Genomic DNA, 22,489 nt, shown 5'->3' on the forward strand with positions numbered 1-22,489 from the left:
TCATGAATATCCATGAATACCAGGCCAAAGAGCTTTTGAAGGCCGCAGGCGTGGCCGTGCTCGATGGTTACGTGGCCTGGACCCCTGATGAGGCGGTCGCGGCTGCCGAAAAGCTTCCTGGTCCGATCTATGTCGTCAAGTCACAGATCCATGCCGGCGGCCGTGGCGCCGGCCGCTTCTCCGACGATCCTGACGGCAAGGGCGGCGTGCGCCTGGCCAAGTCGATCGAGGAAACCCGGGCAGCGGCGGAAGCCATGCTGGGCCACACGCTGATCACCAAGCAGACCGGTCCCGCCGGCAAGACCGTGCATCGCATCTATGTCGAGGCCGGCTGCGATATCGCTCGCGAGCTGTATCTGTCGCTGCTGGTTGACCGCGCCACCTCGCGCATCCTCATCATGGCCTCCACCGAAGGCGGTATGGAGATCGAGGACGTCGCCGAGCACAGCCCGGAAAAGATCCTGCGCGTGGCGATCGACCCCGCGACCGGCATTTCCGCCTTCCATGCCCGTGGCCTGGCTTTCGGCCTTGGACTTTCCGGCAAGCAGGTCGGCTCGTTCACGAAATTTGTGCTGGCGATGTACAAAGCTTTCGTCGAACTCGATTGCGCGATCGTCGAAATCAATCCGCTTGTCGTCACCAAGGCCGGTGAGGTCGTGGCGCTGGATGCGAAAGTGAGCTTCGACGACAATGCGCTGTTCCGTCATCCGGAACTGGAAGAACTGCGCGACGAGGCAGAGGAAGACCCGAAGGAACTCGAGGCGAATAAATACAGCCTCTCCTATGTCGCACTCGACGGCACCATCGGCTGCATGGTGAACGGCGCGGGCCTCGCCATGGCGACCATGGACATCATCAAGCTCTATGGCGGCGAGCCGGCGAACTTCCTCGATGTCGGCGGCGGCGCCACGAAGGAACGCGTGACCGCAGCTTTCAAGATCATCCTGTCCGACCCGAATGTCGAAGGCATTCTGGTCAATATCTTCGGCGGCATCATGCGCTGCGACGTCATCGCCGAAGGCGTCATCGCCGCTGCCCGCGAAGTCTCCCTCACCGTGCCGCTGGTTGTCCGCCTGGAAGGCACGAATGTCGCCTTGGGCAAGGAAATCATGGCGAAGTCCGGCCTGCCGATCATCGCGGCCGACAATCTCGCGGATGCCGCCGAAAAGGTGGTCCGCGCCGTTAAGGAAGCCGCATAACATGGCCATCCTCGTCGATAGCAATACGCGCGTCATCACCCAGGGCTTCACCGGCGCCCAGGGCACCTTCCACTCGGAACAGGCCATCGCCTACGGCACCAAGGTCGTCGGCGGCGTGACCCCGGGCAAGGGCGGTTCCGTCCATATCGATCTGCCCGTCTTCGACACGGTCGCCGAAGCGCGCGAGAAGACCGGCGCCACGGCCAGCGCCATCTACGTGCCGCCGCCCTTCGCAGCCGATTCCATCCTGGAAGCGATCGCGGCCGAAATACCGCTCATCGTCTGCATCACCGAAGGCATTCCGGTGTTGGACATGGTGAAGGTGCGCCGCGCCCTGCTCGATTCGAAATCGATCCTGGTCGGCCCGAACTGCCCCGGCGTCATCACGCCCGACGCCTGCAAGATCGGCATCATGCCCGGCCATATCCATCGCCGCGGCAAGATCGGCATCGTCAGCCGCTCCGGCACGCTGACCTATGAGGCGGTGGCACAAACCACGGCCGCCGGTCTCGGCCAGAGCACCTGCGTCGGCATCGGCGGCGACCCGGTGAAGGGTTTGGACTTCATCGATGTGGTCGAGATGTTCTTGAACGACGATGAGACCGAAGCGCTGATCATGATCGGCGAAATCGGCGGCCAGAGCGAAATCGTCGCGGCCGAATATATCAAGGCCAGCGGCACCAAAAAGCCGGTCGTCGGCTTCATCGCCGGTGCGACCGCCCCTCCGGGCCGCCGCATGGGCCATGCCGGCGCGGTCATCAGCGGCGGCAAGGACACGGCCGCCGCCAAGACCGAAGCGATGCTGGAAGCCGGTATTCACGTCGCCGAGAGCCCGGCCTCGCTGGGCAGCACCATGATCAAGGCGCTGGGCGGCTAAGCCAAAACTGAAAGCCCTATGTCCAGTCACGCAAATTAAGGCTGGAACAGGGCATTTCCATGCGTGGGAGGCAACCCAGGCGTTTGACTTCGTTGCCTCCTTATCAAGCCGTGCACACTATTTCTGAAGGGCGCCGGGGCTTATAGACTTCGGCCATCAAGCGGCGGCCCCGCCCTGATCGGGCGGGCTGTTTTGAACGGAGCCCCCATGCCAGGCGTCGATATCCTCGCCACCGCCTTTAACGGTGCGAACGCAGCCTTTATCGCCGATCTTTATGCCCGCTGGGTGCGCGACCCGGCCTCCGTCGATCCCAGTTTCGGGACTTTGTTCGAAGCGCTGAACGACGAAGAGCGTCTGGTTCTGACCGACGCTTCCGGCGCATCCTGGGCGCCGCGCCATTGGGAGATCGAGGCTGACGGCCCGGCCTCCGCGCCCGCCGGCAAAAAAGCCGAAGCAGGTGCAAAGGCGTCTCCCGGTATTCCGGCGTCCCGCGCGGAAGCCGCCGAGCATGCTCATGACGATACCATCAATTCCATCCGCGCGCTGATGCTCATCCGCTCCTATCGCGTGCGCGGGCATCTGGCCGCCAAGCTCGATCCGCTGGGGCAGCAGGAACGCCGGAAGAACCCGGAACTTGATCCCGCAACCTATGGTTTCACGGCAGCGGATTACGACAAGCCGATTTTCATCGACAATCTTCTCGGGCGCCAGACTGCGACTCTTCAGGAAATTCTGAATATCCTGCAAGAAACGTATTGCGGTCATATCGGCATCGAATTCATGCACATGCAGGACATGGCGCAGAAGGATTGGCTGCAACGCCGCATTGAAAACAGTTCCTGGCGCGCGCAGATTTCCGCCGAAATCAAGACGCAGCTTTTGCAGGAACTGACGGAGGCGGAAGCTTTCGAGGCCTTTTGCCAGAAGCGCTTCGTCGGCACCAAGCGCTTCGGCCTGGAAGGTGGCGAATCAACCATCCCGGCGCTGCACACCATTATCCGCACGGCCGCTCGCGATGCCGTGAGCGAAATCGTGATCGGCATGGCGCATCGCGGCCGCCTGAATACATTGGTCAATGTCGTGAAGAAGCCCTTCACGGCCGTCTTCAGCGAATTCGGCGGCGCCAGCTCCAAGCCCGATGACGTGCAGGGCTCGGGCGACGTGAAATACCATCTCGGCACCTCGACCGATCTGGAGATCGAAGGCCGCAAGGTCCATCTGTCGCTACAGCCTAACCCGTCGCATCTGGAAGTGGTCGACCCCGTCGTGGTCGGCAAGGTGCGCGCGCGCCAGGACGAGGCCGGCGACACCCGCGGCCGCCGTTCGGTCATGGGCATCCTGCTGCATGGCGACGCCGCTTTTGCCGGCCAGGGTATCGTCTATGAGACGCTGGCGATGAGCCAGCTCATCGGCTACCGCACCGGCGGCACGGTGCATGTCATCACCAATAACCAGATCGGTTTCACGACCATTCCGGCCCATGCCTATTCGGGCCTCTATTGCACCGATGTCGCGAAATCCGTGCAGTCCCCCATCCTGCATGTGAATGGCGACGACCCGGAAGCCGTCTATTTCGCTGCCAAGCTGCTGACCGAATTCCGCCAGGAATTCGGCAGCGATGTGGTGCTGGATATCGTCTGCTACCGCCGCCACGGCCATAACGAAGCGGACGAGCCTGCCTTCACGCAGCCCATCATGTATCGCGCCATCGACCAGCTGCGGACGACGCGCACGCTCTATGCCGCGAAGCTGGTGGCCGAAGGCGTGCTGAGCGAAGCCGGCGCCAAGGGCATCTGGGACAAGTTCACGACTAAGCTCGAAGAAGCCTTCGAGGCCGGCAAATCCTACCGCCCGAACAAGGCGGACTGGCTGGAAGGCAAGTGGACCGGCCTCAATCGCGGCGAGGATGACGAGACGCGGTCCGAGGAAACCACGGGTGTCGCACTCGACACGCTGCGCGAGGTCGGCGCCGCCATCTCCCGCGTGCCGGCCGACTTTAACGTCAACCCGAAGATCGCCCGCCAGCTGGAGGCCAAGAAGGTCGCCAGCGAAACCGGCGAAGGGATCGACTGGGCGACCGGCGAAGCGCTGGCCTATGGCACGCTGCTGCTGGACGGCCATCGCGTGCGCCTGTCGGGCGAAGACTGCCAGCGCGGCACCTTCAGCCAGCGTCATGCCGTGCTGATCGACCAGACCAACCAGAACGAATACACGCCGCTGAACAATATCCGCGACGGCCAGACCAAGATCGAGATCTACAACTCGCTGCTGTCGGAAGTCGGCGTGCTCGGCTTCGAATACGGCTATAGCGTTGCCGATCCGAAGACCCTGGTTCTGTGGGAAGCGCAGTTCGGCGATTTCGCCAATGGCGCGCAGGCGGTGATCGACCAGTTCATCGCCAGCGGCGAGACCAAGTGGCTGCGCATGTCGGGCCTGACGCTGTTGCTGCCGCATGGCCAGGAAGGCCAGGGTCCGGAACATTCCTCCGCCCGCCTGGAACGCTATCTACAGCTGTGCGCCGAGAACAATATGCAGGTCTGCAACATCACGACGCCAGGCAATTACTTCCATGCCCTGCGCCGCCAGATGAAGCGCAACTACCGCAAGCCGCTGGTCATCATGACGCCGAAAAGCCTGCTGCGGCATAAGCTGGCGGTCTCGCCGCTCAGCGAAATGGCCGAGGGCACCAGCTTCCGCAAGGTCATCGGCGAGGTCGATACGCTGGTCGATAACGAAAAGGTTCGCCGCGTCGTCATCAGCACCGGCAAGGTCTATTACGATCTTCTCGCCGCCCGGCGCGAGCGTGCCATCGACGATGTGGCCCTGATCCGGCTGGAGCAGATCTATCCCTTCCCGGCCATGGGCCTGCGCACGCTGCTGCAAAGCTATCCGAACGCCGAGGTCGTGTGGTGCCAGGAAGAGCCCGAGAATAGTGGGGCCTGGACTTTCGTCGACCGCAGGCTGGAACGCGTGCTGGTGGCGATTGACGCGCCGAGCAAGCGGCCGCGTTATGTCGGCCGCGAAGAAGCGGCCAGCCCGGCGACGGGTTCCGCCAAAGTCCATGCGAACCAACAGGCGGCGCTGGTTGCCGCCGCTCTGCAATAACCGACGAACGCCGAGTTCAGTCAGTCCGATCAGGAGCGACGATGCCGACCGAGATCAAGGTTCCCACGCTTGGTGAAAGCGTAACCTCCGCCACCATCGCCCGGTGGCTCAAGCAGGAGGGCGACACCGTGGCTGCGGATGAAGCCTTGGTTGAGCTGGAGACCGACAAGGTGACGGTGGAAGTGCCTTCCCCGGTCGCCGGCACGCTTGGCGCGATCCTGCAGAAGGACGGCGCGGAGGTCGAAGTCGGCGCGGTGATCGGCGAGATTTCGGAAGCCGGCGGCGCCGCCAAGGCACCGGCGGCCTCCGCCCCCGAACCGGCGGCAGCCCCCGCCCCGGCCGCCGCGTCCGGCGGGTCGGTCGATATCGTGGTGCCGACGCTGGGCGAAAGCGTCACCACCGCCACCGTCTCGCGCTGGCTGAAGAAGGAGGGCGACAGCGTCGCCGCCGACGAGGCGCTGCTGGAGCTTGAGACGGATAAGGTCTCGGTCGAGGTGAATGCCCCGGCCGCCGGCACGCTCGGCAAAATCCTGGTGCAGGATGGCGGCGAAGTGGAAGTCGGCGCCGTGCTGGGTGCCATTGCCACCGGCGCCGGCGCCGCGCCAAAGCCCGCCGCCAAGCCCGATGCCGGCGTCAATCCGCCGCCGCCCGCGTCCGGCCCCGTGCCGCGCCCGGCAACCCCGGCCGCCGCCCCCTTCCCGGCCGCGCAGAAGCGCATGACGGAAACCGGCGTTTCGGCCAGCGATGTCGGCGCCGGGTCCGGCAAGGACGGCCGCATTACCAAGGGCGACGTGCTCGATTTCCTGTCCAAGCCGGTGCCCGCCAAAGCGGCTCCCGCTCCGGCCGCGAAAAGCGCCCGCCAGGACGAGCCGCGCGATGAGCGCGTGAAGATGACCCGCCTGCGCAAGACCATCGCCAACCGGCTGAAGGAAGCGCAGAACACGGCGGCCATGCTGACCACCTTCAACGAGGTGGATATGTCGGCGGCCATGGCGCTGCGCAGCCAGTATAAGGACGCTTTCGAGAAGAAGCATGGCGGCGTGCGCCTGGGCTTCATGTCCTTCTTCGTCCGCGCCTGCGTGGAAGGGCTGAAGGAATTCCCGGCGGTCAATGCCGAGATCGACGGCGACGACATCGTCTACAAGAACTACGTGCATATGGGCATCGCCGTCGGCGGCCCGAGCGGCCTTGTGGTGCCGGTGCTGCGTGACGCCGACAAGATGGGCTTCGCCCAGATCGAAGGTGCCATTTCCAGCTTCGGCAAGCGCGCGCGGGACGGCCAGCTTAAGCTCGACGAGCTGACGGGCGGCACCTTCAGCATCACCAATGGCGGCGTCTATGGGTCTTTGATGTCGACGCCGATCCTCAACCCGCCGCAGGCCGCCATCCTGGGCATGCACAAGATCCAGGAACGCCCGGTCGCCATCGGCGGCAAGGTCGAAATCCGGCCGATGATGTATGTCGCGCTGACCTATGACCACCGCATCATCGACGGCAAGGAAGCCGTGTCGTTCCTGGTGCGGGTGAAGGAAAACATCGAAGACCCGCGCCGCCTGCTGCTGGGTCTGTAAGCCATCGCCTCTGACTGAACGCTGTCACCCGCGGGCCTGTCCCGCGGGTCTACCCCTCGACCGAACCAAAACGGGTAGATGCCCGGCTCAAGGCCGGGCATGACGATCGGTGTGTGTGGAGAGAAAAAATGAGCGAAGCCTTCGACCTGATCGTCATCGGCTCCGGCCCCGGCGGCTATGTCTGCGCCATCCGCGCGGCCCAGCTCGGCCTGAAGGTCGCCTGCGTCGAAAAGCGCGAGACCCTGGGCGGCACCTGCCTCAATATCGGCTGCATCCCCTCCAAGGCGCTGCTGCAATCCTCCGAGAATTTCCATGAGGCCTCCGAGAGCTTCAAGGACCACGGCATCATCATCGACAGCGTCAAGCTGGATCTGGACCGCATGATGGCGCGCAAGCTGGAAGTCGTCAGCGCCAATACCAAGGGCGTCGAGTTCCTCTTCCGCAAAAACAAGGTCACCTGGCTGAAGGGCGAGGGCAAAATCCTGGGCGCCGGCCGCGTGGCGGTGGGCGAGACCGAATACGCGACCAAGGCCGTCGTGATTGCCACGGGCAGCGAAAGCACGCCCCTACCGGGCGTGGCCGTCGATGAGACACGCATCGTCACCTCCACCGGCGCGCTGGAACTGTCCGCCGTGCCGAAGCATCTCGTCGTCATCGGCGCGGGTGTCATCGGCCTCGAACTCGGCAGCGTCTGGCGCAGGCTGGGCGCGGAAGTGACGGTCATTGAATTTCTGGACCGGATCGTGCCGACACTGGACGCCGATGTGGCCAAGGATTTCCAGCGCATCCTGGAAAAGCAGGGTCTCAGCTTCAAGCTCGGCGCCAAGGTTACCAAGGCCGAGACGACCGATACCGGCGTGACGTTGACGGTGGAGCCCGCCAAGGGCGGCGAGGCCCAGACGGTGGAAGCCGACGTTGTGCTGCTGGCCATCGGCCGCCGCGTCTTCGTGGACGGATTGGGTCTGGCGGATGCCGGCGTCGCGCTGGATGATCGCGGACGGGTGGCGACGGACGCGCATTTCGCGACCAATGTGCCGGGCATCTATGCCATCGGCGATGTGCGCGTCGGGCCGATGCTGGCCCATAAGGCCGAGGACGAGGGTATCGCGGTTGCCGAAATCCTGGCCGGCCAGGCAGGGCATGTGAATTACGACGCCATTCCGTCCGTCATCTACACCTGGCCCGAGGTCTCCGCCGTCGGCAAGACCGAGGCCGAACTGAAGGCGGCGGGCGTTGCCTATACGATCGGCAAATTCCCTTTCTCGGCCAATGGCCGCGCGCGCGCCATCGGCACGACGGACGGCTATGTGAAGATTCTGGCGGATAAGGCGACGGATCGTCTGCTCGGCGCCCAGATCATCGGGCCCGATGCCGGCGGCCTGATCGCGGAACTGGTGACGGCCATCGAATTCGGCGCTTCGGCCGAGGACGTGGCCCGCATCTGCCACGCCCATCCGACGCTCAGCGAAGCGGTGAAGGAAGCGGCATTGGCGGTGGACGGCCGGGCTATCCATATCTGATTGTCGCGCAGCTTAAACGCAAAGGGGCGGCTGGACATATGTCCGGCCGCCCCTTTTGCATTCAGCCCATCATAGCAGCGTCAGACGATGGCGCTGCGCAGCTTCTTGCGTTTCGCCCCGGTGAACATGACCTGCCCGGAGGCAGCGACGGCCACCGCATTGGCCGGCTGCACACCCGGCACCAGCTTCATGAATTCGGCGAAGGCACGACGCCCGGCCTCCCGCGACGGGAGATCAGACCCTACCTTCAAAGCCGCCTGAATAAGCGCCGCCAGTTCGCGGCGGCGGCCGAGCATGGAAGCCTCGGCATCTTCGGGTGCCAGCGTTATGGCACTTGCTAGAATTTTCGGATTCGAAATGCGCATCGGGAACGTCTCCTCTTTCACATCCGATTTGTTTCAGCAGGATACATATGGTGACACCATCCAGCCTTTCTTAGAGACCCGCCAGCTTCTTGCAGGGCAGCTCCCTTCAATGTGAAATGCTGTTCTGCCCACCGGAGCGCCGCGCCGGATCGGGTGTCCACAAGGAGACTGCCGTGAAGACCAGGACTATGCCTGCCCCGATACCGTATCGCTTCCTGTTCCTGCTGGCTTTGGCTGCCGCCCTGGTCTTGAGCCTTGCGGGATGCAACACCATTTCCGGCGCAGGCCAGGATGTCGCCAATACCGGCCATGCCGTGAGCCACGCCGCCAATTCCGTCGAAAATCACCTGTAACCGCTCAGGCGGACAATTCCGATGCATCAGCGACTGACGACCCTCGCCGCCTGCGGCCTGCTGGCGCTTGGCGGCTGCCTGCACCGGGATCTGCCGCCCGACACGGCGGTGATGCCGCCCGGCGCGCTCGGCACCAATGGCGATATCGATACCCGCGCCCTGGATATCGCGTCCTTCGACTTCACCCGCGCCATCATCGGCAATCCGGCCAAGGCGGCGACCGCCATCGCCGCCCTGGATTATATGGGCGGCGAGTTGAACAGCAGCCCGCGCTGGATCGACGTGGATGCGCTGACGCGCCTAGAGATGCTGGACTGGCGAAAGAGGATGCGGGCGCAGGTCGGCATCAGCGAAACCGCGCCGGCACAGGCCGTGCTTGATACGATGCTGGGACTGGCCCAGGCCTATCAGGCCAATGATCAGGCCGCCGTGCAGCGCCTGCTGGCCAGCCCGATCTTCACCATCCCGCCCGATCAGGTCGCGGCCCGGCTCAACGATATTCCCTATAACGCCAACCTGAACGCGGTGACGACACAGGCCGACAGCGTTCTGGACGATATCGGGGTGGCGGATTGACGGCCATGCGTCGTGGAAACGACGTCATGCCCGCGAATGCGGGCATGACGGTTTGGGGAGACGCTTCATCTCAGGCTTAAAACGCGCGAGCGGCGCGGATTAGGCTGGCGTCAGGGTCTGGCGCCGGGTTCCGGCATCTTCAACCAGGCCGGCACGCGCGGCACCAGACGGGCGTCGCCCGCCAGAAGTGTCTCGGCGCCGTCCAGCACGTCCAGGCGCAAAACGGCGAGGCCCAGCGCCCCTGCGGAGGACCGCATGGTGCCGACATCGCGGCCCTCTGCCGTCAGGATAATGGTGCCCGGCGCAGGCGCCGCACCTTCGATCGCCACCGGCACCAGCCGGCGCTTGAGCAGGCCGCGATAGCGGGTGCGGGCCGTCAGCTCCTGCCCCATATAGCAGCCCTTGGTCCAGGAAATACCGCCAAGCTCGTCAAAGCCAGCTTCGAGAAGAACAGTTTTCTCGCGCTCCAGGTCGCGGGCGCCGTCCGGCAGGCCGAGCGCCAAGCGATGCGCGTCCCACTCCGCCAGCGTTGCGGTCACGGGCAGGCCGGCCCGGCTGAGGATACGAAACCCAGCCTCAGGCAGCCGCGCGTCGGCAGCGACCAGACCATCGGCCACATCCGGCGCTGCGCCCTCCCAGGCGGCCTGCACGACATAGTCGTCAGCGGTGACGGCAACCTTGGCGCGCAGGCGAAAGCGCGACAGCCGCTTTATAAGATCCTCGCGCTGATCGGCCTCCACATCCAGCAGCAGCCGGTCGCCGTCCGCGATGATGAAGAATTCCGCCAGCCACTTGCCCTGCGGCGTCAGCAGCGCGGACCACAGCGCGCGGCCGGGTTCGGCCAGCGCCACGTCCTGGCTGACCAGACCTTGCAAGAAGGAGACGCGGTCTTCGCCGGTGACGGCGATGACGGCCCGATGATCCAGTGTCGCGATCCGGGTCATTGCTTGCGCTCCCATCCCTGTGGTCCCTGCTGCCAATAGCTGAGCGTATGGCCGCCATCCTTGGCCGCCACCCAGCGCCGGCGGGCGGCCGAGACGGCGGCGTCGTCATTCCCGTCGAACAGATCGAAGACGCGGTCGAATTTGTCCAGTTGCGCGGTCGACATGCCATCGATGAGGAAGATGAACCGCGCGCCGTTCGGCGCGTCCTCGTCCAGCAATGTCAGCCAGATCGGCTGCTGCGGCGCATGGCCCGTGGCGGCCGAGCCATGCGGCAGCCAATCGGGGTTCTGGCATTGCCAAAGCGCGGTATCGAGCGCGGCCAGACGCTCCTCGCTGCCGCAGAGGATGATGGCGCGCTGGCCGGCCGACAGGGTACGGCCCAGCAGCGCCGGCAGCACGTCCTGCGCCGTCGCGCGGGTCAGATGATAGAAGCCGATTTCGGCCATGGCCTTCAGCCTCCAAACGGTCTCAAGGGTGATCCGGGTCTTCGTAGCGAAGCGCGACAAGCTGATCGAACAGGCGCAGGCCGAAGGCCGTGGGGCCGGCCGGGTGACGGGCATCCGCCTCGTCCCGCGCATCGGTGCCGCCGATATCGATATGCGCCCAGGGCGTGTCGCCGACGAAACGGCTGAGAAAGGCCGCCGCCAGATTGGCGTCCGGCACCAGCTTGCCGGACAGGCATTGCTTGATATCGGCGATGTCGGAGCCCAGCGCGTCGCGATCACGGTCCGTCATCGGCAGCCGCCAAAGCGGCTCGGAGACATTTTCGCCCGCCGCCGCCAGATTGGCGGCCAGCACGGTGTCATTGGCGTAGAATCCGGCCTTCTCATGGCCTAGCGCGACACCCACCGCATAGGTCAGCGTTGCGACATCCACCAAAGCGCGCGGCTTCAGATGGGTCACGGCATAGGACAGCGCATCCGCCAGAACCAGCCGCCCCTCGGCATCGGTATCGATGATTTCGACCGTCAGCCCGCTATGGCTGGGCAGCACGTCCCCGGGCCGATAGGAATCGCCGCCGGTCATATTCTCGGCCAGCGCCAGAACGGCCGAGACCGGTGCCGGGCTGTGGCGGCGAGCCAGCGCCATCATGGCGCCGGCGCAGACAGCCGCGCCGCCCATGTCACCGCGCATATCCCACATACGGTCGGCCGATTTGATGGAAATGCCGCCGGTATCGAAGGTGATGCCCTTGCCGACGAAGGTAACGGGGGGTGCTGCCAGCGTGCCGGGCCAGCGCAGAATGACAAGGGCGGGTGGATTGGCAGACCCACGGCCGACGGCGGAAAGCAAGTTCAATCCCTTCCGCGCCAAAGCGCGGCCCTCGATCACCTCCACCGCGATACCGAATTTCTCCAAAGCCCGCAGGCGTTCGGCGAAGACCGCCGGCGTCAGCACGTTGGACGGGTCGGCGGTCAGCGTCTTGGCGAAGCAGACGGCCTCAAAAACAACCTTCGCCTCCGCAAAGCGCCGGCCTTCGCGTGCAGGGTCTTCCACCAGCAGATCGATCTTGTCGAGAAGGCAGGCGTCCTCCGTGCGTTCCCCCTGGCGATATTGCGGCATCCGCCAGGCCCGCAGCGCCGCCCCCAGGACCAGCGCCACCGACAGGCTGCGCGGCAGGCCGCGCCCGTCGATCGCGATATGATGCTCGCGGGCCAGCGCGGCCGTGGCCGCCGCCCCGGCAGCCTCCGCCTCGGTCTCGGCCTCGGTTGCCTCCGGTCCCAGCCCCAGCAGCAGCACCTTGCGCCCGGCATAGCCGGGTGTCGGGGCATGGAGCAGCAAAACCTTGCCCTGTAGCCCCGTGAAGCCAGCCACGGCAGCCGCAGCGGCCAGATCGCCCGGCAAAGCCCCCGGACGTACGGGCAAGATCAGCACGGTATGCGGCCCAAGGTCGGCAGGGCCGATCAGGGATAGGGCCGGTTGAGGAAACGGCATCGCGGAGCAGTCTTTCGTTCGTCTTGGTCAGGCAATCAGGCCAGACCTTGGGGTCAGCTCTCGTAATGCGCCCGGACAAGCTGATCGAGCAGGCGCACGCCATAGGCGGTGGCACCCTTCGGCGTGATGGCCGTGTCCTTGCCGGACCAGGCGGTGCCGGCGATATCGAGATGCGCCCAGGGCTTGTCATTGACGAAGCGCTGGATGAACTGGGCCGCAATGACGGCGCTGCCGTAGCGGCCGCCGATATTCTTCATATCCGCGATATCGGACTTGATGGCGCGGTCATAGGCCTCGCCCAGCGGCATGCGCCACAGCTTCTCATCCGTTTCCAGCCCGGCGGCGAGCAGCTTCTGCGCCAGTTCGTCGTCATTGCTGAAGAGGCCGGCATGTTCCTGGCCGAGGGCAACGATAATCGCGCCGGTCAGGGTGGCGAGATTGACCATGAAGGCCGGATCGAATTTTTCCTGCGCGTACCACAGCACGTCGGCCAGCACGAGGCGGCCTTCGGCATCCGTGTTCAGCACTTCGATGGTCTGGCCGGAATAGCTGGTGACGACATCGCCCGGACGCTGCGCATTGCCGGAGACCATATTCTCCACAAGACCGACGATGCCCACGACATCCGTCTTAGCCTTGCGGCCCGCCAGCGCTGCCATGAGACCGATGACAGCGCCCGCGCCCGCCATGTCCCATTTCATGTCTTCCATCCCGGCCGCCGGCTTGATGGAAATGCCGCCGCTGTCGAAGGTGACGCCCTTGCCGACGAAGACCAGCGGCTTGCGCGCGCGGCGGGTGCCGGCGCCGTTCCACTGCATCACCACCATGCGGGGTTCCTGCACGCTGCCTTGGGCCACGCCCATCAGCGCGCCGAAGCCGAGCTTGGTCATTTCCTTCGGGCCGAGAATTTCAACCTTCACGCCGAGCTTGGTGAGTTCCTTGCAGCGCTCGGCCATCACCGTGGGCGTCAGGATATTGGCGGGCTCACTGACCAGATCGCGGGACAGGAAGATGCCTTCCGCGACCGCCTTGAGCGGCACGAAAGCGGCGCGCGCCTTGGTGGCATCGGCGACCTGCACGGCAATCCCCGCCAGCTTCGGCTTGTCTTCCAGCTTTTCCTTGGTGCGGTAGCGGTCGAACCGGTAGCTGCGCAGGGTCGCGCCATAGGCGATATGAGCGGCGTCAGCGCCGGGAATGCCTTCCGCGACGATCGTCACCTGGGCTTCCGCCGCGAGCGCGGCGGCAATGCTGCCACCGGCCTCCTGCAAGACGCTGTCCTTGAGGTCGGCGCGTTTGCCGATGCCATAGGCCAGAACCCGCGTCAGCCCGGCGACGGGCGCGAACAGCAATGCCGTCTTGCCCTTCTGGCCTTTAAAGCCCGCAACCTCCAAACCCCGCAGAATGGCGCCGCCCGAAGCCTCGTTCAGCGCGCCGGCGATGCCGGACAGCTGCTCATCCTCGGCCAGCAGCAGAACGACCGCGCCGGTCTTGGGTGCGGCAAGCTTGGAGAAGGCGACGTCGAGCATGAAGGGATCCTTGAGCTTCCATCACCGCGCGAGATGGGCGGCGCGGCGGATACGGGAGATGGTCGATATGCAACACTAACAGCAACGCCAGGCTTTGCCATGCCACCCGGCCCGTCTATCATCGGTCTATGACCTATCGCCCTTCGGATGAAGCCCTGCTGCATTTGGCGGCAGCCCTCGCGGATCGTGCCGGCGCGCTGATTCTCGATATCCGCGCGCGCGGGATGTCGGTGGACCGCAAGGCCGACCGGTCCCTGGTGACGGATGCCGATGCCGCCGCCGAAGCGCTGATCCTGGACGGGCTGCGCCGCGCCGACCCGACCGTGCCGGTGATCGCCGAGGAAGAGCAGGCGGCCGGCATCGCGCCAGACGCCGAGCATGAATTCTGGCTGGTCGATCCGCTGGACGGCACGCGGGACTTCGTCGCCGGGCTGGATGATTTCGCGGTCAATATCGGTCTGGTGCGCCATGGCGAGCCGGTTCTGGGCGTGGTCGGCGTGCCGGCGCTGGGACAGGTCTATCTCGGCATGAAGGATTTCGGCGCTTTCCGCCGGGATGTTGCTGGCGAGACGCCGATCACCGCCCGCAGACCGCCGCCGGAAGGCATGACCCTGGTGGTGTCGCGCTTTCACGGTGACTGGCAGCCGGCGCTGCCGCCCGCGCTGGCGGGCCAGCCCACCGCCGCCACCATCCCGATGGGCTCGGCCGCCAAATTCTGCCGCATCGCGGAGGGCGTGGCCGATTTCTATCCCCGGCGTGGCCGCACGATGGAATGGGACACCGCAGCCCCGCAGGCGCTGGTGGAAGCCGCCGGCGGCCATGTCTGCCGCCTGGATGACGGCACGCGCCTGACCTATGGCAAGGCCGGCTGGGAAAATCCCGGCTTCTTCTGCATGGGCCGGAGTTGAGCTTGGAGACGCTGCGCCTGGCCGATGACGAGGCCGGTCTGGCCAGGGCAGCCGCCCTGCTGCGCGGAGGCGCGCTTGTCGCCTTCCCGACCGAGACCGTCTATGGGCTGGGCGCGGATGCGAGCGACGCTGCTGCCGTCGCCGGCATCTATGCCGCGAAAGACCGGCCGAGCTTCAATCCGCTGATCGCCCACTACGCCAGCGCGGACGCCGCCTTCACCGATGTCGTGCCGACGCCCTTGGCGGAACAACTGGCGGCGGCCTTCTGGCCCGGACCGCTCACCCTGGTTCTGCCGCGCCAGCCCGATTGCCGGGTGGCGGAGATTACCGGCGCGGGTCTGGCGACCCAGGCCGTGCGCGTGCCTGCGCATCCCCTGGCGCATCGGCTGCTGCAAGCTGTCGGCCGGCCTGTCGCCGCGCCCTCGGCCAATCGCTCGGGCCGGGTCAGCCCCACGACCGCCGCCCATGTGCTGGACGGGCTTGCCGGGCGTATCGCGGCCGTCATCGATGGCGGCCCCTGCGCGGTCGGGCTGGAATCGACGGTGCTGGACCTGTCGGGTGACCGCCCGGCCCTGCTGCGGGCGGGCGGCGTGACGCTGGAGATGCTGCTGGCCCATGCGCGGGATATTCTGGTGCCGGACAGTGCCGATCAGACCGCGCCGCGCTCCCCCGGCCAGTTGCTGGCGCATTACGCGCCTCGTCTGCCGCTGCGGCTGGCGGCCGAGACGGTGGCGGCCGACGAAGCCCTGCTTGCCTTCGGCCCCCCTCTGCCCGGCGCCGGCGCTGTCTTCAACCTTAGCGCGGCCGGCGACCTGACCGAGGCGGCCGCGCAACTTTTCGCGGGGTTGCGGGCGCTCGATACGCTCGGCCAAAGCCAGGGCTTGCGCGGAATCGCGGCCATGGCCGTGCCGAATCGCGAAATCGGATGCGCGATCAACGACCGCCTGCGGCGCGCGGCGCACCCGGCCAAGTGACGGAAACCGGCCAAGTAACCATTGATCGCGGACGGCCCGCTCCGCATTATGCCGCCATGCGTAACCCGGATCATTTCTGATGGATGGCCAATTCGAATCTGAGATGGAGACCGGGCTCGATTCCGTTGCCTTCGCCGTCATCGCGCAGAGCGGGCTTTTCGATCTTGCCTGGTACTGCACGACCTATAAGGCAGCGCCGGCAACCGCATTGCAGCATTGGGCAACGATCGGCTGGCGTCAGGGCCTGCAACCCAATTTCTATTTCGATACGAATTGGTACTTGACCTATTACGAGGATGTGGCGTCCACCGGCCATAATCCGCTGGTGCATTACATCCAGTTCGGAGAGCGCGAAGGACGGCGGCCGTCCGAACTCTTCGATCCGGTCTGGTATCGCGAAACCTTTCTGATCGGCGCTGATCAGCTTTGTCTCGCCCACTATCTACGCGAAAGGCTGACGGGGCGCGTTAATCCCAATCCTGATTTCGACACCAGTTTCTATCTCGAAACTTATGCCGATGTCGCGTCGGCGGGCCTTGATGCCTTCATCCATTTCATGGACCTGGGCTTCCGGGAGGATCGCGACCCGTCCCCCGATTTCGATACCGGCTTCTATCGCAGCCGCTATCTGCGCCTGCAGCCGGGGGTCAACCCGCTGCTGGACTATCAGCGACGGCGGGGCGAGACCGGGGTCTATCCCAAGCGCCCGCTGCGGGAAGCGACCATCCCCGGGGAGATTGCCCGCTTCAACCGCCCCGGCGAGGCTTTCGAGCCTTTCGAGCCCCTGCCCGCCGGCACGCCTGTCCGTGTCCGCGCCTTGGCCTATTACCTGCCGCAATATCACCCTATGCCCGAGAACAATGCCTGGTGGGGGCAAGGCTTCACGGAATGGACCAATCTGTCGCGCGGCATGCCGCGCTTTTCCGGCCATTACCAGCCGCGCACGCCGCGTGACCTCGGCCATTATACGCTGGATAACCCCGAGACGCTGCGCCGGCAGATCGACATGGCGCAGGCCGCCGGCCTTGGCGGGTTCATCTTCTATTTCTACTGGTTCAACGGCCATCGGCTAATGGAAAAGCCGCTGGACATCCTGCTTTCCGACCGCAGCCTGGACATGCCCTTCTGCCTGATGTGGGCGAACGAGAACTGGACGCGCCGCTGGGACGGGCATGACGAGCAGGTTCTGATCAGCCAGGACTACCGGCCGAGCGAGGACGAGGATCTGGTGCGCACCTTCGGCCGCCATTTCGCCGATCCGCGCTATATCCGCCTGGAAGGACGGCCGGTGCTGATGATCTACCGGCCCGGGCTGATCCCCGAAGCGCGGCAGACCATCGCCCGCTGGCGCCGCCTGTTCCGCGACCTTTGCCAGGAAGACCCCATCCTGGTCATGGGCCAGGGGTTCGATTCCATCGACCCGGCGGAATACGGGTTGGATGCGGCTATCGAATTTCCGCCGCACAAACTCACCGCCAGCCTGCCCAAGATCAATGCCAGCCTGGAATGGCTGGACATGGAAGCCAAGAACCATGTCGTCAGCTATCAGGACACGGTCGCGGTGTCGCTCGCCGAACCCCGGCCGTCCTTTCCGCTGATCAAGACCGCCGTGCCGTCCTGGGACAATGACGCGCGGCGCGAAGGGCGCGGCATGGTGCTGCATGGCAGCACGCCGGCCGATTTCGGCGAGTGGGTTGCGGCCCTGGTGCGCGATGCCGAGGCCAACCCGGTCTTCGGCGAGCCCATCATTTGCATCAATGCCTGGAACGAATGGGCCGAAGGCGCCTATCTGGAGCCGGACCTGCATTTCGGCTCCGCCTATCTCAACGCGCTCTCCCGCGCCGTCAGCGCGGAAACGCCCGACATCGCCCATGGCAAGCTTCTGCTGGTCGGCCATGACGCGCATCGGCACGGCGCGCAGACCCTGCTTCTGGCCATCGCCCGGAACCTGAAGCGCCTGCACGGCGTCGTGGTCGAATTCCTGCTGCTGGACGGCGGCCCGATGGTGCCGGATTATGATGCCGTGGCACCCGTCACCGTGCTGACACGCGCCGCCGATCTCCCTCTTGAGGCGGCCAAGCTGGCGGCGCGCGGCTTCCGCCGCGCCATTATCAATACGGTCGCGGCGGGCGGCGCCTGCCCGATCCTGGAAAGCGCGGAGATCGCGACCGTGCTGCTGGTGCACGAACTGCCCAGCCTGATCCGGGAAAAGAACCTCACGCAACTGGCGCGGCGCGGCCTGACCGCCGCACGGCACGTCGTCTTTCCGGCCGCCATCGTGCGTGACGGGCTGTTGCAGCTTCTGACGCTGCCGGGCGAGGATTTTCTGCCCAAGACGCTGATCAAGCCGCAGGGCATCTACCAGACCTTGCCCTTCGATGCGGCGCGGCGCGCGGCGTCCCGCAAGACGCTCGGCATTCCGCCCAAGGCGCCGCTGTTTCTCAATGTCGGCTATGCCGATATGCGCAAGGGTTTCGACCTCTTCCTGCAAGTGTGGGCGAAGGTGCAGACGGTCGCGCCAGACGCGCATCTGGCCTGGGCCGGCAATATGGACCGCGAGCTGACCAGCTATTTCGAGCCTGAGATCACCGCCGCCAAGGCGACCGGCCGCTTTCATCTGCTGGGGTTCCGCCGCGATGTGGAAGTGCTGTTTTCGGCGGCCGATGTCTTCGTGCTGACCTCACGCGAAGACCCCTTCCCGTCCACCGTGCTGGAAGCGCTGAGTGCCGGCATTCCGACCGTGGCCTTCGCGGGATCGGGCGGCATTCCGGAACTGATCGCAGCCCACGACGCGGGCCAGGTGGTGCCGCGTGGCGATGTGGCGGCCATGGCGGATGCCGCCGTAGCGCTGTCCTCGGTCAAGGACGCCGCCACGCGCACGCGGCGCGCGCGCCTGTCGGCCGTCGCCCGGCAGGAGTTCAGTTTCCAGCGCTACACGGAAACGCTGATCGACCTGACCGACGCGGCCCTGGTCAGCCTGTCCGTGGCCGTCCCCAACTACAATTACGCCCGGCATCTGCCGGCGCGGCTGGAGACGATCTTTCAGCAATGGAACCCGGTGCGGGAGGTGCTCCTGCTGGACGATTGCTCGACCGATGACAGTATCGCGGTCGCGGAAGCGACGGCGGCAGAGGCCGAGCGCGCCGTGACCATCATCGCCAATACCGAGAATTCCGGCTCTGTCTTCGCGCAATGGCGCCGCGCCGCCGAGGCCGCGACGGGTGAGTTTATCTGGATCGCCGAGGCCGATGACGAAAGCGATCCGCGCTTCCTCAGCCATTGCCTGCGGCGGCTGAAGGCCAATCCCGATACCGTCATGGCCTTCAGCGACAGCGTCGCCATCGACCAGGACGGCACCATCCTCAGCGACAGCTACAAGGCCTATTACAACCGCGCCGCCCCCGGCCTGCTGGAGATCGACGGTGATTTCGCCGGGCGCGATTTCCTGAAACGCTGCCTGTCTGAACGCAACCTGATCCTCAATGTCAGCGGCGTGCTGTGGCGGCGGCAGGCGCTGCTGGCGGCCCTCGACCGATGCGGCGACAAGCTGCGGGACTTCAAGGTGGCCGGTGACTGGTATCTCTATGCCGATATCCTGAGCCAGCCGGCGGCGCGCATCGCCTATCTGGCCGAGCCGCTGAACCGCCACCGGCGGCATCAGAGCAGCGTTACCCACGCGCTGGACGGGCGCCGCCATGTCGATGAAATCGCCGAGGTGCAGGCTTTCATCGCCAAGCGGTTGAAGCTCGACGCAAAGGTGAAGCGGCGGCAGGCGATCTATCTGGACGAAATCACCGAGCAGCTCATCCTGCACTGACGCGAAAGCCATCAGGCGTCCCAAGCGCTTGGTGGCGGTCGACACGAAACGATCCGATTTATGCGCCTTGTCTCTGGACAAAGGCCGAAAGGCGCATGATGCTATGCGCTGACCGATAGAACATCGGCAGACGTCCGCAAAAAACGCCTAAAAACGACAATACGCCAAGACTGTCCGCGAAAACACGTCCGTAGAGACAACCGGGGGGAACTTGACCATGACGATTCATGCCACGCGTCGACATCTATTGCAGACGGCCGGCCTCGGCCTTGCCGCCGTGCCGCTGATGGTTGCGCGACCGAGCTTCGCGCAAAGTTCGGGCAAGACCTACAAGATTGCGCTGTCCAATTCCTATATCGGCAATAAATGGCGCCTGGAGATGGAAAACGTCTTCAAGGCGGCGCTCGCCATGGACCCGTTCAAGACCGAGGTCGTGGGCTCGATCTATAATTCCGGCAATGACGTCAGCAAGCAGTCGCAGCAGATGTCGAATATGATCGCCGAACGCGTCGACGCCATCGTCATCGATGCGGCCTCGCCCACCGCGCTGAACGGCATCATTCATCAGGCGACATCACGCGGCATTCTGGTCGTGAGCTTCGACAGCGGCGTCACCGCGCCCTCCGCCATCAAGGTCAATATCAGCCAGTATGATCTGGGCAAAGGCTGGGCCGAATGGATCGTGAAACAGATCAACGGCCAGGGTAACGTCATCATGGTGACGGGCGTGGCCGGCACCGAGGTCGATCTGGACCGCAACAAGGGTGCCGACAGCGTCTGGGCGCAGCATCCCGGCATCAAGGTCGTCAACCGCTTCACCGGCATGTGGGACAGTTCCACCGCCGAGCGCAACACGGCTGCCGTTCTGCCGTCGCTGCCCAAGATCGACGCCATCTGGTGCCAGGGCGGCACGGATGGCGTGCTGAAGGCCTTCATCTCCGCCAACCGCCCGCTGCCGCCGACCGCCGGCGAAGCGGAAAACGGCTTCCGCAAGATGATGCTGGGCATCGGCGGCCATACCGTCACCGGCTATTCCGCCGGCAGCCCGCCCTATCTGTCCCTGATGGCGCTGGAACTGGCCCGTCGTATCCTCAACGGAACCTATCCGAAGAAGAATATCGACGTGCCGAACGTCTTCCTGTCCAATGCCGATCTGAAACTCGGGGTTAACGTCTTCGCTGACCAGCCCGACAGTTTCTTCGATGACTTCACGGCGGGCGGCCCGACCTCGCCGGTCGATATCTGCGCTCAGGCGGCGATCGACGGCAGCGCCTGCACGGATCAGAAACTCATCATCAACCTGCCGGCAGCCTGATCGTGACCATTGCCGCTGTCGAAGCGGTCGATATCGGCAAAGCCTATGGCGGTGTCGCGGCGCTGACGAAAGCGTCCTTCACCGCCCAAGCCGGCGAGGTTCATGCCCTCGTCGGCGAAAACGGCGCCGGCAAATCGACCCTGATCAAGATCATGGGCGGCCGCGTGCGGCCCGATAGCGGAGAAATCCGCATCGGCGGCCAGGCGGTCTCGCTTAACGGGCCGCAGGCCGCGCATCACCTCGGCGCCTGGACCGTGTTTCAGGAACTGACGCTGCTGCCCTGGATGACGGTCGCGGAAAACCTGTTGCTGCAACAGGAGCCGCGCAGCTCCCTAGGCCTCATCAGTCGACAGGCGACACTGCGCGACGCGGATGCACTGCTGGCGCGATACGGCGTCATGCATATCGACCCGCGCGCGCTGGTCGAGGATATTTCGCTGGCCGAGCGGCAGACCGTGGAAATCGTCCGCGCTGTCTCCCACGCGCCGAAAATCCTGTTCCTGGATGAGCCGACATCCTCGCTGGTGGAACGCGAGGTGGAATGGCTGTTCGGGCAGATCCGCCGCCTGCGCGAACAAGGGTGCAGCATCGTCTTCACCTCCCACCGCTGGGCAGAAATCCGCAGCATTGCCGACCGCATCACCATCTTTCGCGGCGGCGCCGATGTCGGCACTTTCACCGATATCGATGAAGACGAGGCCGTGCGGCTGATGACCGGACGGCGGGTGGAAGCGCTATACCCGCCCCTCACCCCGCGCCCCGCCGCAGCGCCGGTGATGCTGGAAGCGCGCAGCCTATCCGGCCCCAATCTGCGCCAGGTTTCTTTCGCGCTGCATCAGGGCGAGGTTCTGGGGGTCGGCGGTCTGGCCGGACACGGCCACCGGGAATTGTTCCGCACCGTTTTCGGCGATGCCCATGCCAGCGGCGGCACTTTGACCGTGCAAGGAAAAGAAAAGAAATTCCGCTCGCCGCGCGCGGCGATTGCCAGCGGCATCGCCCTGGTGCCGGAAGATCGCAAGACCGAGGGCCTGCTGCTGCGCATGAGCGTGCGGGACAATGCCTCCCTCGCCATCCTGAAGCGCCTGACGCGCTTCGGCATTCTGAAGCCGCAGGAAGAGCGCCGCGCGGCGCAGCATGTGGTGGACAGCCTGCGCGTGCGCACGGCCGGCATCGGCCTTGCCGTCGGCGCGCTGTCGGGCGGCAATCAGCAGAAGGTGCTGCTCGGCCGCTGGCTGGAGACGGAATGCCAGATTCTTCTTCTGTATGACGTGACGCGCGGCGTTGATGTGGCGACCAAGCATGAAATCTACGAGCTGGTCGCCTCACTGGCCCGCTCCGGTCATGCCATCCTGTTCTATTCCAGCGATGCCGAAGAACTGGCGCATCTCTGCCACCGTGTCCTCGTCATGCGCGAGGGCGTGGTCGCGGCTGAATTGCACGCCCCCGGCATCACGGCCGAGGACATCGTCTCCGCCGCCGTGCGCGACCATCGCGCCGCCTGAGA

17 protein-coding genes and 1 pseudogene are annotated in these 22,489 nt (G+C 65.2%); 13 read left to right on the plus strand and 5 right to left on the minus strand.

Annotated elements, in window-relative coordinates; translation table 11 throughout:
* Positions 1-2 precede the first annotated feature (2 nt).
* The 6 genes and pseudogenes from sucC to lpdA all read left to right on the plus strand — a co-directional run bounded on the left by sucC (position 3) and on the right by lpdA (position 8,272).
* Positions 3-1,199, plus strand: coding sequence for an ADP-forming succinate--CoA ligase subunit beta (gene sucC, locus ASILVAE211_RS15740; protein WP_227322298.1), 1,197 nt, complete (start codon positions 3-5; stop codon positions 1,197-1,199).
* Position 1,200: 1 nt separating this feature from the next.
* Entirely contained in the window at positions 1,201-2,076 is an 876-nt protein-coding gene (gene sucD / locus ASILVAE211_RS15745; RefSeq protein WP_227322299.1) for a succinate--CoA ligase subunit alpha, read from the plus strand.
* Between the two features lie 207 nt (positions 2,077-2,283).
* Positions 2,284-5,181 carry a 2-oxoglutarate dehydrogenase E1 component gene (locus tag ASILVAE211_RS15750; protein ID WP_227322300.1) on the plus strand — a complete coding sequence of 966 codons (2,898 nt, stop codon included), beginning with the start codon at positions 2,284-2,286 and terminating at the stop codon, positions 5,179-5,181.
* Positions 5,182-5,222: 41 nt separating this feature from the next.
* Positions 5,223-5,438, plus strand: a pseudogene (locus ASILVAE211_RS26350) (biotin/lipoyl-containing protein); the annotation flags it as partial.
* 108 nt (positions 5,439-5,546) lie between these two features.
* Complete coding sequence (odhB, locus tag ASILVAE211_RS15760; RefSeq protein WP_227322419.1) at positions 5,547-6,752, plus strand: 2-oxoglutarate dehydrogenase complex dihydrolipoyllysine-residue succinyltransferase; 1,206 nt, start codon at positions 5,547-5,549, stop codon at positions 6,750-6,752.
* Positions 6,753-6,880: 128 nt separating this feature from the next.
* Positions 6,881-8,272 carry a dihydrolipoyl dehydrogenase gene (lpdA, locus tag ASILVAE211_RS15765; RefSeq protein WP_227322301.1) on the plus strand — a complete coding sequence of 464 codons (1,392 nt, stop codon included), beginning with the start codon at positions 6,881-6,883 and terminating at the stop codon, positions 8,270-8,272.
* An 80-nt stretch (positions 8,273-8,352) separates the two neighbouring features.
* Here lpdA and ASILVAE211_RS15770 read toward each other — a convergent pair whose 3' ends face one another.
* A complete protein-coding gene (locus ASILVAE211_RS15770) occupies positions 8,353-8,637 on the minus strand; it encodes a hypothetical protein (protein ID WP_227322302.1) in 285 nt (94 codons plus the stop codon).
* Positions 8,638-8,810: 173 nt separating this feature from the next.
* Here ASILVAE211_RS15770 and ASILVAE211_RS15775 point away from each other — a divergent pair, with 173 nt between their 5' ends.
* Positions 8,811-8,990 carry an entericidin A/B family lipoprotein gene (locus ASILVAE211_RS15775; protein WP_227322303.1) on the plus strand — a complete coding sequence of 60 codons (180 nt, stop codon included), beginning with the start codon at positions 8,811-8,813 and terminating at the stop codon, positions 8,988-8,990.
* Positions 8,991-9,011: 21 nt separating this feature from the next.
* Positions 9,012-9,566: a hypothetical protein gene (locus tag ASILVAE211_RS15780; protein WP_227322304.1), complete on the plus strand. Its 555-nt coding sequence runs from the start codon at positions 9,012-9,014 to the stop codon at positions 9,564-9,566.
* A gap of 110 nt (positions 9,567-9,676) precedes the next feature.
* Here ASILVAE211_RS15780 and ygfZ read toward each other — a convergent pair whose 3' ends face one another.
* From ygfZ to ASILVAE211_RS15800, 4 genes are read right to left on the minus strand one after another with little or no spacing between them, the layout of a single operon-like run.
* Positions 9,677-10,510, minus strand: a complete 834-nt coding sequence (ygfZ, locus tag ASILVAE211_RS15785; protein ID WP_227322305.1) for a CAF17-like 4Fe-4S cluster assembly/insertion protein YgfZ — start codon at positions 10,508-10,510, stop codon at positions 9,677-9,679.
* A complete protein-coding gene (locus ASILVAE211_RS15790) occupies positions 10,507-10,956 on the minus strand; it encodes a DNA polymerase III subunit chi (protein ID WP_227322306.1) in 450 nt (149 codons plus the stop codon). Before ASILVAE211_RS15790 ends, ygfZ begins: the two co-directional genes overlap by 4 nt.
* A gap of 22 nt (positions 10,957-10,978) precedes the next feature.
* A complete protein-coding gene (locus ASILVAE211_RS15795; RefSeq protein ID WP_227322307.1) occupies positions 10,979-12,445 on the minus strand; it encodes a leucyl aminopeptidase family protein in 1,467 nt (488 codons plus the stop codon).
* A 53-nt stretch (positions 12,446-12,498) separates the two neighbouring features.
* Entirely contained in the window at positions 12,499-13,971 is a 1,473-nt protein-coding gene (locus tag ASILVAE211_RS15800; RefSeq protein ID WP_227322308.1) for a leucyl aminopeptidase, read from the minus strand.
* Between the two features lie 128 nt (positions 13,972-14,099).
* Here ASILVAE211_RS15800 and cysQ point away from each other — a divergent pair, with 128 nt between their 5' ends.
* The 5 genes from cysQ (at position 14,100) to ASILVAE211_RS15825 (ending at position 22,487) form a co-directional block, all read left to right on the plus strand.
* Positions 14,100-14,879: a 3'(2'),5'-bisphosphate nucleotidase CysQ gene (gene cysQ, locus ASILVAE211_RS15805; protein ID WP_227322309.1), complete on the plus strand. Its 780-nt coding sequence runs from the start codon at positions 14,100-14,102 to the stop codon at positions 14,877-14,879.
* A gap of 2 nt (positions 14,880-14,881) precedes the next feature.
* Positions 14,882-15,853, plus strand: coding sequence for an L-threonylcarbamoyladenylate synthase (locus ASILVAE211_RS15810; protein WP_227322310.1), 972 nt, complete (start codon positions 14,882-14,884; stop codon positions 15,851-15,853).
* A 79-nt stretch (positions 15,854-15,932) separates the two neighbouring features.
* Positions 15,933-19,670 carry a glycoside hydrolase family 99-like domain-containing protein gene (locus tag ASILVAE211_RS15815; RefSeq protein WP_227322311.1) on the plus strand — a complete coding sequence of 1,246 codons (3,738 nt, stop codon included), beginning with the start codon at positions 15,933-15,935 and terminating at the stop codon, positions 19,668-19,670.
* Positions 19,671-19,887: 217 nt separating this feature from the next.
* On the plus strand, positions 19,888-20,985 hold the full coding sequence (locus ASILVAE211_RS15820; RefSeq protein ID WP_227322312.1) for a sugar ABC transporter substrate-binding protein: 1,098 nt from the start codon (positions 19,888-19,890) through the stop codon (positions 20,983-20,985).
* A gap of 2 nt (positions 20,986-20,987) precedes the next feature.
* The gene (locus ASILVAE211_RS15825; protein ID WP_227322313.1) at positions 20,988-22,487 is read left to right on the plus strand and encodes a sugar ABC transporter ATP-binding protein; all 1,500 of its coding nucleotides are present in this window, start codon (positions 20,988-20,990) and stop codon (positions 22,485-22,487) included.
* Positions 22,488-22,489 lie beyond the last annotated feature (2 nt).

It is taken from the genome of Acidisoma silvae (genome assembly GCF_020618775.1).
Taxonomy (GTDB): domain Bacteria; phylum Pseudomonadota; class Alphaproteobacteria; order Acetobacterales; family Acetobacteraceae; genus Acidisoma; species Acidisoma silvae.